This window comes from Marivita sp., from assembly GCF_051251565.1.
GTDB lineage: Bacteria > Pseudomonadota > Alphaproteobacteria > Rhodobacterales > Rhodobacteraceae > Marivita.
This window is the reverse complement of the sequence record NZ_JBPOFB010000010.1, coordinates 17,547-32,109: the sequence shown is the minus strand read 5'-3', so window position 1 is coordinate 32,109 and position 14,563 is coordinate 17,547. Positions and strand designations below refer to the sequence as shown.

The window sequence follows — 14,563 nt, the reverse complement described above, 5'->3', positions numbered from 1 at the left end:
GCTGGGGTCGTACGCGCAATGCTATGGCCGCAGCGCCACGGCCTTTTACCTAAAATTATCCACAAGACGTCATGAAACTGTTACACTCGTAATTCTGCAGTTACGGTTGGATCATGCGTTCTACTTTGGCTTTTACCTTATGTGCAGCGGGGTTGGTCCCGCAGGCTGGATCGGCGACGATCGCGGATGTGTTCTGCGATGACAGCGCGCGTCTGGAAAGGCAGCTTTTGACCATCCATGGTGCGCAAAAACTTGGCGGTGGCATGCGCGGGCCCGATGCGCTTTTGGAAGTCTGGATTTCGCCGTCCAGCGGAGACTGGACGCTGGTTCAAAGCTACGCAAACGGAACATCATGTATTGTTGCGATGGGCGAACATTGGGAAATGGTCGGATCACTGCATGATCCCGCCTGAAAACAGCCTGCGATAATCCGAGCAAGCACAGCCCTGTCTCGTTTACGCGCGTGGCGCATCGAAAAATGCGGGCTCGGCATCCCGAACCCGCATCGATGGTGTGTCAGAGCAACCGACCGTCAATCGTCATCATCATACCGATCATTGTCCCGCGCGTATCCACGCGTACTGTCATCGTCGCGGTAGGGCAGGACTGCGCCGGTCACCGGGTTCAGATAGGCTTCGACCCGCATGCCATTGGCGTCAGTCATTTCAACTTCATAGCGGCCCCGCTCAAGTTCGATTTCCCGAACCGTGTAGCCTTGCCCTTCCAGCATCCCGGCAATCTGCGCGATGCTCATTCGCTGGTCGGCTTGTGTTTGCGCCGGTGTGCTTTGGTCTTGTGCCTGTGCGCCAAGGGCAAAGAGGCCAACAGCGGTTGCAAGCGATGTTGTGAACAGGATGGTGCGTTTCATTCGGGTGGTCCTTCATGTGCCAGCAGCCCTCATGGCTGCGATGACACCGTTGTGCGCCGACTCGCCTGACACGGAGCTGATGGCGTTTGTCAGCTTGCTGTCAGGTTCCTGCCGATAGAGACTGACGGTATGAAACCCCTTGCGCTTTTCCTCATCTGTCTTGCTGCGCCTGCCTGGGCGAAGGACAGCGCGCATGACCGCGCCCGCTATGCGCTGGAGGCCGGAGAGATCCTGCCGCTGTCTGATATCTTGCAAGCAGCGCAAACCGCGCGTCCGGGGCGGGTGATCGAGGTCGAGCTTGATCGAGATGACGGGATTTGGATCTACGAGCTTGAGCTGGTGGGCACGAATGGTCAGCTGTACGAGATCGAGATCAACGCCGCGACCGGCGTGATCCTTGAGATCGAACACGAGGACGAATGATGCGCGCGCTTGCCGTCGAGGACGATCCCCGCATTGCATCTGACCTCGAAGCGGCCCTTGCCGGTGCGGGTTTCCGGGTAGAACGCACTGCCGATGGCGAAGATGCGTGGTTTCTGGGCGACACCGAGGATTATGACCTGGTGGTTCTGGATCTTGGCCTTCCCGGTCTGGATGGCTTGGCGGTGCTCAAACGGTGGCGTGCCAATGGGCGCAGGATGCCGGTGCTCGTGCTGACCGCGCGTGGCACATGGCAGGAACGGGTCGAAGGGATCGAAGCGGGGGCCGATGACTACCTGCCCAAACCCTTTCGGATGGAAGAACTGGTTGCCCGCGCGCGCGCCTTGGTTCGGCGCTCGGGGGGGCACGCCGCCGCGCTCCAAGAGGCAGGTGATCTTGCGCTCGATACCAACCGGATGGGAGTGACCCTACGCGGCGTGCCGGTTCAGGTCACGGCACTGGAATACCGGCTTTTGGCCTACCTGATGCAACATCGGGACTGGCCTGTCCCACCGACCGAATTACTTGAACATCTTTACGGGGACGATGATGCCCGCGAGGCCAACGCGCTGGAGGCCGTGATCGCCCGTCTGCGCCGCAAGCTTGGGGCAGGGGTGATCGGCACGCGACGCGGGTTCGGTTACTTTCTGGAGACGGCATGAGCTTGCGTCTGCGACTGGCGCTGGCGGGGGCCATGGCGATCCTTGTCGCACTGGTGATCACCGCGATTGGCCTGTCGCAGTTGTTCGGCGCGCATGTCGAACGCCGCGCGGTGGCTGAACTGGGCGTGCAGCTTGATCAGGTCTTGGCCGGACTGGACGTCGGCGCAGACGGGCTGACCCTACAACGCCCTTTGGCCGATCCACGCTTTGCCACGCCATACGGTGGGCTTTATTGGCAGATCGAATGGGGTGGCGGGATCGAACGGTCCCGGTCGCTTTGGGATACGGCGCTTGCCCTGCCAGCAGATACGCTGGGCGATGGCGGTGTGCACGTGCATCACCTTGCCGGGCCACAGGGCGATGCGCTTTTGGTTCTGGAACGCTCGGTTATGTTGCCCGCACGTCTGGGCGGAGAGTCCGCCCGGGCCGCTGTCGGGATGGCCGCCGCAGAGTTGGTGCAAGCGCAGCGCGATTTTATGGTTGATCTTGCGCCCTATCTTGGGTTGCTCGCGTTGGTACTGACAGGAGCGGGCTGGGCGCAACTGTTTGTCGGCCTGCGCCCCCTTCGCGGATTGGGGATCGCGTGGCTGCGCTGCGCGCTGGACAGGCTGAGCGCATGGGCACTGATTGGCCGGTTGAATTGCAACCCGTCGCCTCCGAGATCGACGCTCTGCTCTCGGCCCGCGAAATTGAGGTCGCGCGCGCGCGGACCCGTGCTGCCGACCTGGCGCATGGCCTCAAGACCCCGCTGCAAGCCCTGATGGGCGAAGCCAGCCGTTTGCGCGCTTCAGGAGGCGTGGCAGAGGCCGAAGCAATTGAGGACACCGCCCTTGCCATGCGGCGCACGGTGGACCGCGAACTGGCCCGCGCCCGCAGTGCAGCGGCGCGGACAGACGCCGCCCATGCAGACTTGGCTCAGGTGGCCGAGCAAGTGATTGCCGTGCTGCGGCGCACCCCTGATGGCGCGCGGCTTGGGTGGCAGCAAAGCATCCCTCCCGGTTTTGCCGTGGCACTGGACCCATCTGATCTGGCCGAGGCGCTTGGGGCCTTGGCTGAAAACGCGACCCGCTATGCAAGGTCCCGCGTGGCCCTGACGGCACAAAAACAAGACCCTCATCTCTACCTGAGTGTGACAGATGACGGCCCCGGTATTCCCCCAGAAAAACGCGCGGCGCTGATCGGTCGCCACGCGCGGGCAGATGTCTCTGGCACCGGGCTTGGCCTGTCTATTGCGTCTGAAATTGCACAAGCAGCCGGTGGTGCGCTGACGCTGGCCGACACCGATGCCGGGTTCGCGGCCACGCTTGTCCTCCCGATGGCCCGCCGCCACAAAGACGGCTTCCATCGCAGCTGAACTGACTGCGCCACAAGAAATGGCAAGCCTCAGCGCGCTGGGCCGTGTTTCAAAACATGACATAGAAATCATGCGACAGCTTGGAGCTTTGCGACTACGCTAACGTTTTTACAAGGAATTTAGCATTGACGCAAAAAGATCATCGCAGCCATCATCACGGTCATGAAGCCCGTTGGAAAACATTCAAAGAGAAAGAAACCGGTCTTCCATCTTACAAGTCCGATGATCTTGCCAAGCTGCAACAAAAGCTAAGTGGCCGTGTCCAACTTGCCGGGGCTCCGGGGTACAACGACGACCGGATGATCTTTATGCACACTTACCAGCAATATCCGCAGGTGATCGTGTATTGCGAATGCGACACGGATGTCGTGGCCGCGCTCAAATTCGCGCGCAAATCCAAGCTTCAGGTCACAGCCCGGTCCGGGGGACATTGCACTGCCGGATATTCGGTCAACGATCAGGTTGTGATCGACACCTCTGGGCTCAACCATGTGGGTGTAGACCCGGACACTGCAACGGTGCGCTGTGGACCCGGTGTGACCTTTCGCAAACTGAACCGGATGTTGGAGTATCACAAGCTGCACTTGCCCGGTGGCGGATGCGAGACGGTGAACGTCGCGGGCTACATGATGGGGGGCGGCTACGGCTTTACGTCGCGGCTGTTCGGCATGAATTGCGACCGGGTCATCGGTGTGCGCATAGCGCTGGCTGATGGTACAATTGTGACCGCCAATGCCGATCAGAACGAAGACTTGTTCTGGGCGGTGCGTGGCGGGACGGGCAACCAGTTCGGCGTGCTGCTTGAGGTGCTCTACACTCCTGTGCCACTGGATCGAAAGTTCTTTGGCTTTGGCTTGCGTTGGAACATGCGACACGCGCATCAGGCCGATATCGACAGGGTGTGCCGTGTGCTGGAGCTGTTGCAGGCCGAGTATTCCAACACCGGCCCGCCCAAGATGGGGCATCAGGCGCTGATGATGTACCTGCCGGACGCAGATCATCCTGACGGCCAAATTCCCTGTCTGTCGCTACGCGGGCTTTACGATGGCACCCGCCAAGAGGCGCAGGCGGCACTTGGACCCTTGCTTGCCACGCTCGAAGACCCCAAAGCGGATGTCGAGATCTGGACCGACAAGCACCACTATACCCGCCTGAACGAGATGCTGTTGCAGACCGTAACCCCGCCGGGGCTGGACATGCCGAACGTGTCGATGAACACCAAGCCGCTGGTCGAGGGCTGGTTGATCAATGATCACCATTCGGCAACCCGCTGGCACGATGTGGTCGATCACTTCCTGAACGCGCCCGACAAGACCTGTTTCGTTGCCGTCGAATTTTACGGTGGCAAGATTGCGGAGCCAAAGCCCACCGATATGGCGTTTGTTCACAGGGATCCGTCCGTGGATATGTTCAGTTGGGCCTTCTGGACCTTTGACAGCCACAAGCAGGCATCGGTCGATTGGCTTGACGGTCTTGGAGAGATCGCAAGCGGCATGGGCAGCGGAAGGCGGTATCAGAACTATCCGCGCCGGGGCACCAAGGATTTCCTGACTGCCTATTTCGGGCAAAACCTGCCCCGTCTGCAAGCGATCAAGGCCAAGGTCGATCCGCATAACATGTTCTGGTTTGAACAAAGCATTGGGCCAAAACCTGTGCCCGTGACAGGCCCTGGCATTGACCAAGTGGAGCACGCAGGATGACTACCTCAATCAAACCCAGCTGCACCCATGCCGATCCCGACACCTGCGCCCCGTGGTGTGGGCGTGACCCGCAACAAGGGCGCCTGTTGGGCATATTCTTTGACCCACCCATGGCCATCGCCCGTGTTGGTGGATCAAAAGAGCCGATGCCCGCCTACCGTTGGAAACTAGATGAAAATCCGGCGCGCGGGGTGCAGACGATGATCGAACCCGCGCCCAGCCTGATCGAGACCTCGACCAAGGGGAACGGGCATCATCCGTTCACGCTGAGGGTGGAGACACCAACCGAAATCCGCTTCAAAGACCGGCATGGGCGGATCAAACCCGTCGCCCCCTTTTTTGAACTTTGGGCGCGTGTGCAGGACTTGGATGGAGCGGTTGTGAACGTCCCCGTCACTAAGGCGTTTCTAAAGGCGCGGGGCACCACACTCGAGCACCTGCGCTTTACCGTGGTCGCGGCCAACCGCAAGGCCGAAGCGCGCACGAAGCTGGCCTCCTGTGCGGCTATCGCGCGCAAAGTGTTTTCCGCCGACAGCTACAAGACCCATCATCTGGATGCGATCAGTCCGCATACCGAAGATCAGGTGCCGCTAGTGCGCGAAGACGCGCCGCTGCCGCTTGGCACGATCCGGACGTTTGTGGAAAACTTGGACGGTCTGAATTGTCAGACACGGCTGGATCAGGTCCGCATTCGTTTTACCCCCGGAAAGGGCGATGCCTATGGCCCCCCCGAAGCGGCCAAGGCCCCTTCGTCACCCTTGCCGCCCGGTGCCTTTGCGCCTGCGGTTACGGAATACGGCAATATCCACAAGATAACACGCAAGCAAAACCGCATCCTAAGCTCGGACACGCCGTGGTCTGGCTATAATTTCCGCACCGACAATGCCCCGAAATGGCCCACGCCCATGGACAGCTACGATGGGGCGCGGGTCGGGTCTGGCAACAGTTGGGGGGTGATCGACGACACCTGTGACCTGGTGCTGACCGCCGAACTGGCCGTGGACGGGATCGCGCATAAGGCACAGGCGCGGTCGATGGCCGGCCCGCCCGACTTTGCGCCGGATAAACGGCCGATGTATTCGATCAAGGATGAATTGGACGACCGTGATCTGCCGCCTGCCGCGTTGGATATTGATGGCACTCCGGTTGAAATTCTCGATCTTTTCCGTCGGATTTTTGAGACGGCAAGCCTTGTGAATCTTGACCAAAGACGGTCATGGGCGCTGGACGGCAACGCGCAAATGCTCAGCGAACCCGACGAGAACGATCCCGATTGGGACGCCGGAATGACCCCAAGGCTGGGGCCGAAATCCATGCGCGACGCCGACGCGCCCTATGCGAGCCTGACGCCGGAATATACGCCGGGGCAGGGCGACACGATTGAACCGCGTTCGGGTGCGAATGACCGGCTGCCCTATACGCAAGTGGTGCAACAGGTGCATGCCCGCATGTGTGACAGCCCCATCCTGCGCGCCTTTCTTGTGCGCGATCCTGACCGCGTGCGCCGTATCGTGCGCCCGCCTTTTGCCCATGTGGCCGAGCTGCCCAAGATCCCCGGTGTTCAACCGGATGCCAAAGTCGATTTCGGCGACAGGACGGGTCTCGATGACATCACCTACCGCGATCCGCGCGCGATCACCGGGCAGGTGTACGACATGCGTATGCCGCCTTATATGCGCCATTCGATGGGGGTGCCCCTGTCAGTCACGCGTCGGCAATATGATCTGCTGATGGCCTATCTTGAAAAACTCGAAGACGACTGGAAACACACTGTCCAGCCGGACCTTGATGGACACAAGACGGAGGCCAAGTCATGAGCCCGAAATCGCAGAGCCCAAGGCAGCTCAACAATGCGCCCAGGCCAGACCCGCATGGCAATCCTGTCTATGCGGAACCGGTGCTGGGCAATCCGATCTCGACCCTGATGGAGTCCGGTGTCGGAAATTGCTTTCCGGGGCTGGAATTTGATGTCCGCCAGTTGGATGTACGGTTCTTTCCGGGGCTGGTGTTTGAATTTCTTGGCATCACACCCGCTGGTCCCGACGGCACACAAGGCGCACGGTTGGTCTATTCCGATCCGGCGGGCGATCCGATCATCGCCGATCACTTTACCGCTGATGGCCCGTCCTGGATCACAGATCTGAAACGGCAATTCGCGGGGCCGGAAGGGGCGGCGCTGGGCGATGGCACATGGTATCTGCATTTCGTCGAACAGGACGGCAAGCGGATCATGCTCTACGACTATTCGCTCTACCAGAACGGGGTTGGCCTGATCCCCTACGAAGGCGAAACCGCGTGGTGGATCATCCGGCTGATCGAGCCCGACAAACCGCTGACCATCGGCCTCACGCAACGCGGGCCAAACGGGTCGCCTTCGGGTGTTCCTGTGTTGCTGACAGGGCGGAGGCGCATCTTTGTGAATGACGAGGGCATGATTGATCCGGTCTATCATCCGGGTGAACTGACATCGTCGATGTGCAGTCCGTGGACCCATGATTTCCGCGATTGTGCCTGCCACTACTGGGCCTCGAACCACCCCGATGTGGTGTTGGGCGAGGTGGACGACCCGCAGCAGCAGCTTGAAAACCGCACCGACGCGGATGACGCGGCACAGGCTGTGACCTTCATTGACTGGATGCGGCGACGGCACGAGCCGCTTCGGGATGTCTCTGCCCTGACGACATTGCCCAAAGCCCGCTCGGAACGCTACGACCCCTACGAGATCAACCTGCATTGGGAACAGCTCGACTTTGTGTTGCAGGGGCAGGAAACCAAAGGCACGCCCGAGGTGCCGACATTGCTCAAACTGATCCCTTACGAGACCCTGGAAGAGATGGTGGCCGACCTGAGCGAACAGCTTGCCGGGATGGAGCTGACGCTGGCGATGGAATATCTTTACGCCTATTTCAGCCTGCGCGAACCGGGTGAGGTCACCGCTGAACAAGAGGCGTCGTGGCCGGGTCTGCGCGACGATCTGCGGGCCGCCCGGCAATTGATCCTGTCGGTCGCCCTAAGTGAGATGACCCACCTGCGTTGGGTCAACCAGACGCTTTGGCTGGTTCATAAGGCCTATCCGAAACTTGGGCCCTACACGCCCTGTCTGATGGCCGCTGAAACCATCGGGGAACCCGACGCCAGCGACACGAAGACTGAGGTCCGGCGCCCGCGCCAATTGCGGCCCGCGACGCAGGACGTGTTGCAGAACTTTGTCGATGTGGAACGTCCGGGCGGGCATCTTGACACCGAATATGTCAAGTTGGTGGGCCTCTTGCGGGACTCCAAGGATCCCTATCCCGAAGGGCTGTATCAACTCGCAGTGCGGATCGACAGCGACGGCATGCAGCACTATCAAAAGTTCCGTGATGTCAAACGGCTTTTAGCGCCATACGCGGCCCAAGAACCGCTGTATCTGCGCCCGATCACGCAAGGCGATCCAAGCTGTGATGCGGTCAAACCTGCGGTCCAGCAGATCAAGAACGCACTTGCGGCGCTTGCCGATGCGTATGCCATCGAGGCGGCGCTGGGCGATATGCAAGCGGCGAACGCCAAGATCACAGAGGCCCGTGACGCGATGCACGATCTCAACGACATTGCCCTGACACTGGCACGCGACAATATCGGCGTGCCTTTCTTTGCGGCATTCGAATGACGCTGGTTTTGCCCGATCAAGAGACGCGCTCAAGTGCACTGGCCCATGTCGCGGGGGATATATTGCTGATGGCCGACACGGCCGCGATTTTTGGTCTGTCCACGCCAGAAGCAGCCCGGATGCGCGCGGCGTTGCTGGCCGGGGACGACACCGCGCATGCCGAATTGGCGCGATTGGGCCTGGACGCGCCAATGCAGGCAGGCCCGCCAAGTGTTGATGTGCACCCGGTGCGCGCGCTCGCGCTGACCGTGTCGCAGACCTGCAACCTTGCCTGCGGGTACTGCTATGCGGCAGGCGGTAGCTTTGGCGGGGCGGACACACGAATGGGCTGGGAGGTGGCCAAGCGCGCCATTGACCAGCTGATCACCGCAACGGTGCCCGGAGGCGGCGTCAAGATCGCGTTCATGGGCGGTGAGCCGATGGTGGCGCGCGATCTCATCCGCAAATCGGTGGAATATGCCAACACCCGTGGCGCGGCGCGCGCGGTGCAGGTGGGGTATTCGCTCACCACCAATGGGACGTTGATATCCCCCGAGGATGCAGAGTTCTTTGCGCAGCACCGCTTTGCTGTCACGGTCAGCCTTGATGGTGGGCGCGACGTGAACGACCGATTGCGTCCCGATCGCGCGGGCAAGGGCAGCTTTGACCGCGTGGCGCAACGGATCGCGCCGCTTTTGGACCGCGGCAACCGTATCCAATTGGGCGCGCGCGTCACCGTGACCCCGCTTAACCTCGATATTTTGCAAGTGGTTGAAGACATTGGCGCGCTTGGCTTTGCGTCCGTGGGTGTGGCGCCGATGATTACGTCACCAACGGGAAAGGGTGCCTTGGCTGGACAGGACTTCGCGCGCCTGCTGGACGCCATGACGGCGTGTGGAGAGGTCTGGATGGATGCGGTCGCGTCCGGGCGGGACCACCCGTTCGCCAATCTGGCCACCGTGCTGGGCGAATTGCATCGCGGTCAACCCCGCAGCCACGGCTGTGGGGCCGCGCGCGACTACCTAGCGGTGGATGCAGCCGGGGACTATTCGGCCTGTCACCGCTTTGTAAAAGACCCCCTTGGCGCGATGGGAAGCCTTGATACAGGGCCAGACGACACCGCGCGGACTGCATTTCTGGACGCCCGCACGGTCGAGCGGCAAAGCCCGTGTCAAACCTGTTGGGCGCGCAAACTTTGCGGTGGGGGCTGTCATCAAGAGGTGCTGCACGCCGGTCGCCCCGCCTGTGATTTTGTGCGTGGATGGCTGGACTACGGTCTGCGCAGCTATGCACGGTTAACCGCCCTTCGCCCCGATTGGTTCGATGCCCAGTCATAAGGCCGAGGTGGCGGTTCTGGGTGCAGGCCCGGCCGGTGCCATCGTCGCGCGCCAACTTGGCCTGGCAGGGGTGGATGTGCTGCTGGTTGATGCCGTGACGTCCGGTGTCAGCCACACCATTGAAAGCTTCCCTGCATCCGGGGCGCCTTTGGCCGAAGATATTGGGCTTTTGGATGCGCTTTGCGCTGCCAGCGAAGGCCCCGCCGCACAGATGGTCATGCACTGGCGTGACACTCCTGAAACCCGTGTGTTCGAGGGGGATGGCCCGCTGCTGTTGCCGCGTATGGCCTTGCACACCGCGCTCAGGTCCGACGCTCTGCGGCATGTGCGGTTCTTACCTGCGCGGGTGCGCAAGATCATCACAGGTGACACTGGCGCAGAGGTGACAACAGATGCAGGCACGGTGACGTGCCAGATGGTCATTGATGCGCGCGGGCGACATGCGACGAAGCGGCCCGCGTCCGATCTGGTGGCATTGCCGTTTACCGCACAGATCGACGCACCCAATCATACCATGTGGCTCGAGGCGATGCCGGACGGCTGGTTGTGGGCGTCCAGCCTCGATGTGGGCATGGTGCATGGCGCACTGTTTCAATCTGCGCGATGTGTGTCGGGTCAGACTGCTGATCAGCGCTTGGCCTACGCGCAGGCGTGCCTGTCCGACAGCCCGAGTTTCGCACATGCCATATCGCTGACCGTTGGCACACCGGCGGCGGCGGGCCTTTCTGCGGTCAACGATCCGGTCGTCAGCCAGCGCCATATCCTTGTTGGTGATGCCGCGCTTGCCCGGGATCCCATCGCATCGCATGGGCTGGTGCATGCCGTGCGCAGCGCAGTGCAGGCAGCAGTGGCGGTGCGCACGATCCTTGATCCGACAGGTGACACCAAAGCGGCTATGGCCTTTGTGCGCCACAAACACACTCAAGCCGTTGCCGCCGCCCGCACCGCCACCGCGCGGGCGTACCAAGATCAACGCCGGTTCCATGGCGCATTCTGGTTTCAGCAGCCTGACCCAATTGAGACTGGCATTGTTCTTCCCCAGCTTGGGCCCGGACCGGTGACGCTGGCCCATCCGCTAACTCGCGCGCCGGTGCTGGACCGTGATTGCATCCGTTGGACCCCGGCCATTGATCTTCCAGCCAGCGGTGACGTGTTCACCGGCTTTGGCCCGGTCACAGCCCTTGATATCGCAGCGGCCTGCCGTCCGCCCGCGCCAGTGCAAGAGGTGGCAACCCGATTGGGGCGTCAACACGCAATGCCTCATGTGTTCAACGTGCTGGAGCACCTGGTATTGGGCGGTGCGTTTGCTCAGGTCGCGGCCGCGCGCTAAAGCAGAGCCTCTGCACGCCGGACGTCCCAGCCGTCATCATGCGAGATCATCTTTGACATCGCCTCTGCCACCACCCGGATCGTGGCCGGGTTTGGATCGGCCTCGGCAATATCGCAGGTGATGCGAAGGGCGATGGTGGCGGCCTGTGTGCGGTGGGCCGTTTCCAAGGCATCAGCCCGCAATCGATAGGCCGCGTCCGCATCTCCACGCGCTTCGGCAATCCGCGCCCGCATGCGCAGCATCTCCGACGAGGTCCAGGTCTCTCCGGTGGCGGTTTCTGTCTTGGTGCCTTGGTCCATAATGCGGTCTGCTGCGGACAGATCGCCCGCACGCAAATACACGTCTGCCAGAATCGAGGCCATCGCCGGTCCATAATTGTAGGGGTTTACAGCCAACCACTCATCTGTGCGCCCGCCCAGTTCAACCAGCTCGGCCTCGGTTGGCGGGTTGGACCGCAGGCACAAGTGTGTGGCGAACGGATAAAACTGCGACGCTGCCCGCATGACGCGGATGCCATGGGCCTCGGCCACTTCGATGCCTTCGTTGCCGATCTCGGTCATTTCGGACCCGTGCCGCGCGATCGCGCCCAGCATCACCCGAAACGAGATCGCCTGCGCCAGCGAATGCGCGTGGCCAATACTGCGAGAATGCTCGATGGAAAACGTGCTGAAGTGCCGGGACGCGGCCAGATCGCCGCTGATCCACAGCGACATGGACAACAGGGCTGCGCAGATCTCGGCATGGTCATAGCCATGGGCGTGCGCCAAAGGAAAATGCGCATCCGTGTCATATTGATCCAAGGCAAGGCGCAAATTGCGCTTGGCCGTGACCTGATCGCCCCGGTGCAAGGCGACAGCTCCGATGGCGCGGGTGGCAATCATCACGAATGTCTTGTTTTGGCTTTCTCCGGCAGCGGTCAAAAGCGCCTGCGCGTAGTCCTGTGCTTTGGGATAATCTGCCCGCACAAGCGCATGCGAATACAGCCCATTGAGCGCCAACAACTCGGATTTCACGTCACCTATCTCGCGCGAAAGCTGCACGGCACGCTGACCAAGAGCAGCGCTTTTGTCCGTTGAAATGCCGAACCGCGACCGCTCCACCGAGGCCATCCCGGTGATCGCGCGCAAACGGTTGCGGTTGATGGCGGCGCTGTCGGGCAGGCGGGCGAGGGCCCCATCGGCCATGTCAAAGAAATGCCCCGCCTCGACTAGTGCCGAGCGTTTCAGGAACGCGTCCCCTGCCTCAAGCGCGTGTGCTGACGCGTTGGGCCAGTCCTGCGCCGCCTGCGCATGGGAAGCGAGGATCTCGGGCTGGACGGTTAAACTGTCGCGCAGGGCGTGATAGACGGCAAGGTGCAACTGGCGGCGCGATTGCCCGTCGATCTGTTCGTAAATGACATCCCGGTAGACCTTGTGACGGATTCGAATGCCGTCAGGGTCTGTGTCTTGGTCGATCAGCCCGTCGCGGTGAAGCGCCTCAAGCGCTTGGTCAAGGTCGCGCGTGTCGGTGTGTGCCACGGCGCGCAAAAGATCGGAACTGGCGGCTGTGCCCAGCACGGCAAGCGCTTCGATCACGCCGCGCCCGGATCGAATACTGTCCAGACGTTGCGATACGGATTCGTAGATCGTGTGCGGCACTTCGACCGTGTCAGTCACTTCGGGCAGATGTTGCTGCGCCTGCGCATGACCCAGCGTTTCAAGCATCAATGGGTTGCCATCGGCGTGATACAGGACGTTGTCCTTGACCGAATGTGGCACTGGATTGCCGCGCAGAGAACGGTGTAAAAGTGTCTTGGCCGCAGCTCTGTCCAGCGGGGGCAAGGCAAGCGTGCTATCCCCGGTCTGCACATCCCAGAAACCGTGGCTGGTGTCGCGGGTGACAGCCAGCATCAACAACGGCGCGCCAGTATCCCGCGCGTGGGCTGCGGTGCGCAGCATCAGGTCGCGGGTCGTGTCATCCGCCCATTGTGCATTTTCCAGCACAACAATTGTTGGGTGCTCATGGCTGCCGATCATCCAACTGGTCAGCAGCTCAAGAATGGCCGTCCGGTCGTCTGCCGAAATTGCAGTGTCCCGCATCGGCGTATCGACCATATCAAGAAGCTGTGCCGCTCTTTGTGCCATCTCGGGCGTGGGTGGGTTCAAAAGCTGCGTGATCGCGTTCGGGGTATCTTGTGCCCCGATCAGCGCGGTCATCGCGTGCGCCACGGGGTGTAACGGAGATTGCGCGGCCATCGCCAAGCACCGCATGTGAAGCACGCGCACCGGGGGGGCGGCATGTGTGGCAAGAAAGCTCTGGACCAATGCCGACTTGCCGATGCCCGCATTGCCCGAAATGGTCGCGGTGCGGGTTTGGCCCACCTGCGCTTTGCCCCAAAGATCGGAAAGGAAAGCGATCTCGAATGCGCGTCCGACCAACGTGATCGGACTACACGGTGTGTCGGCGCTGCGCCGCAAGCCCTGCACATGAAAGACCTCGACTGGATCTGCCAGCCCTTTAAGCACATGCGCCTCGGGCTCTGCATAAAGCACGGCCGCTTTGGTCAGATCGCGTGTCTTGCGGTCCACGGCGCAGGCGCTTGGGTGGGCAACGGTTTGCAACCGCGCGGCGCGGTTCACGACGGGGCCGACAAGGTGCATGTGATCGCCTGATACGTCGCTGCGTGCGTGTCCAACTGCGGCTTGCCCGGACGCGATTCCGACGCGCGTGGCAATGTGGATCGGGGCATGCCCATCAAGGACAACCGGCCTTTGGGACAGGGTGTTTTGCAAATCCTGCGCTGCAAGAAGGCAGCGTTCTGCAAACCCGTCAAGAACCCGCGGATAGCCGAACAGGATCACCAGACCATCGCCTTGGGATGCCGCCATGTGACCGTGGTGGCGCTCTGCAACGATCGTGGCGATGTCGCGGTAGTGCTGAAAGACCACCTGCATCTCGTCTATTCTAAGCTGTTCCCCCAATTCGGTTGATCCGACCATGTCACAGAACAGAACGCTGAGCCTGCGCAGCTGCACGGGAGTCTGCTTGTCTTGGTCCGCCTCGGGGGGGCGGGCGGCAGTGGTGCTGTCAGACGCCTTAAGGCCCTTGAGAAGCTTTTTGCGCTGTCCAAGGCTGAGGCCCAGTTCCCGCAGGTCGGCGTCATCCAACAGTGGCAACACGGTCAAATCTATATCTTCAGCCACCAGCCGATCCCGCAGCTGGAGCAGGTCGATCCGTGCCAGAAAATCAGACAGGTCTGTGAATGTATCCGACATCGACTGGTCT

At 61.4% G+C, this 14,563-nt stretch carries 12 protein-coding genes; 10 read left to right on the top strand and 2 right to left on the bottom strand.

Features of this window, described 5'->3' with window-relative positions:
• Positions 1 to 113 precede the first annotated feature (113 nt).
• Positions 114 to 413: a hypothetical protein gene (locus ACSHXH_RS13425; RefSeq protein ID WP_435672316.1), complete on the top strand. Its 300-nt coding sequence runs from the start codon at positions 114 to 116 to the stop codon at positions 411 to 413.
• A gap of 119 nt (positions 414 to 532) precedes the next feature.
• Here the strand turns inward: ACSHXH_RS13425 and ACSHXH_RS13420 are convergent, their stop codons facing one another.
• Entirely contained in the window at positions 533 to 868 is a 336-nt protein-coding gene (locus tag ACSHXH_RS13420; protein WP_435672315.1) for a PepSY domain-containing protein, read from the bottom strand.
• Between the two features lie 129 nt (positions 869 to 997).
• Here ACSHXH_RS13420 and ACSHXH_RS13415 point away from each other — a divergent pair, with 129 nt between their 5' ends.
• The 9 genes from ACSHXH_RS13415 to ACSHXH_RS13375 all read left to right on the top strand — a co-directional run bounded on the left by ACSHXH_RS13415 (position 998) and on the right by ACSHXH_RS13375 (position 11,299).
• The gene (locus tag ACSHXH_RS13415; RefSeq protein WP_435672314.1) at positions 998 to 1,291 is read left to right on the top strand and encodes a PepSY domain-containing protein; all 294 of its coding nucleotides are present in this window, start codon (positions 998 to 1,000) and stop codon (positions 1,289 to 1,291) included.
• Positions 1,291 to 1,950: a response regulator transcription factor gene (locus ACSHXH_RS13410; RefSeq protein WP_435672313.1), complete on the top strand. Its 660-nt coding sequence runs from the start codon at positions 1,291 to 1,293 to the stop codon at positions 1,948 to 1,950. Before ACSHXH_RS13415 ends, ACSHXH_RS13410 begins: the two co-directional genes overlap by 1 nt.
• A complete protein-coding gene (locus tag ACSHXH_RS13405) occupies positions 1,947 to 2,711 on the top strand; it encodes a hypothetical protein (RefSeq protein ID WP_435672312.1) in 765 nt (254 codons plus the stop codon). Before ACSHXH_RS13410 ends, ACSHXH_RS13405 begins: the two co-directional genes overlap by 4 nt.
• Positions 2,711 to 3,304 carry an ATP-binding protein gene (locus ACSHXH_RS13400; RefSeq protein WP_435672384.1) on the top strand — a complete coding sequence of 198 codons (594 nt, stop codon included), beginning with the start codon at positions 2,711 to 2,713 and terminating at the stop codon, positions 3,302 to 3,304. The genes ACSHXH_RS13405 and ACSHXH_RS13400 overlap by 1 nt, the downstream gene beginning before the upstream one ends.
• 125 nt (positions 3,305 to 3,429) lie before the next feature.
• Positions 3,430 to 5,004, top strand: coding sequence for an FAD-binding oxidoreductase (locus ACSHXH_RS13395; RefSeq protein WP_435672311.1), 1,575 nt, complete (start codon positions 3,430 to 3,432; stop codon positions 5,002 to 5,004).
• Positions 5,001 to 6,821 carry a hypothetical protein gene (locus tag ACSHXH_RS13390; RefSeq protein ID WP_435672310.1) on the top strand — a complete coding sequence of 607 codons (1,821 nt, stop codon included), beginning with the start codon at positions 5,001 to 5,003 and terminating at the stop codon, positions 6,819 to 6,821. Before ACSHXH_RS13395 ends, ACSHXH_RS13390 begins: the two co-directional genes overlap by 4 nt.
• Positions 6,818 to 8,653 (top strand): ferritin-like domain-containing protein, encoded by a 1,836-nt coding sequence (locus ACSHXH_RS13385; protein ID WP_435672309.1) that lies wholly within the window; start codon positions 6,818 to 6,820, stop codon positions 8,651 to 8,653. Before ACSHXH_RS13390 ends, ACSHXH_RS13385 begins: the two co-directional genes overlap by 4 nt.
• Positions 8,650 to 9,969 (top strand): radical SAM protein, encoded by a 1,320-nt coding sequence (locus tag ACSHXH_RS13380; RefSeq protein WP_435672308.1) that lies wholly within the window; start codon positions 8,650 to 8,652, stop codon positions 9,967 to 9,969. The genes ACSHXH_RS13385 and ACSHXH_RS13380 overlap by 4 nt, the downstream gene beginning before the upstream one ends.
• Positions 9,956 to 11,299: an NAD(P)/FAD-dependent oxidoreductase gene (locus tag ACSHXH_RS13375; RefSeq protein WP_435672307.1), complete on the top strand. Its 1,344-nt coding sequence runs from the start codon at positions 9,956 to 9,958 to the stop codon at positions 11,297 to 11,299. Before ACSHXH_RS13380 ends, ACSHXH_RS13375 begins: the two co-directional genes overlap by 14 nt.
• Here the strand turns inward: ACSHXH_RS13375 and ACSHXH_RS13370 are convergent.
• On the bottom strand, positions 11,296 to 14,553 hold the full coding sequence (locus ACSHXH_RS13370; protein ID WP_435672306.1) for an ATP-binding protein: 3,258 nt from the start codon (positions 14,551 to 14,553) through the stop codon (positions 11,296 to 11,298). The two genes, ACSHXH_RS13375 and ACSHXH_RS13370, sit on opposite strands and share 4 nt — an antisense overlap.
• Between the last annotated feature and the right edge of the window lie 10 nt (positions 14,554 to 14,563).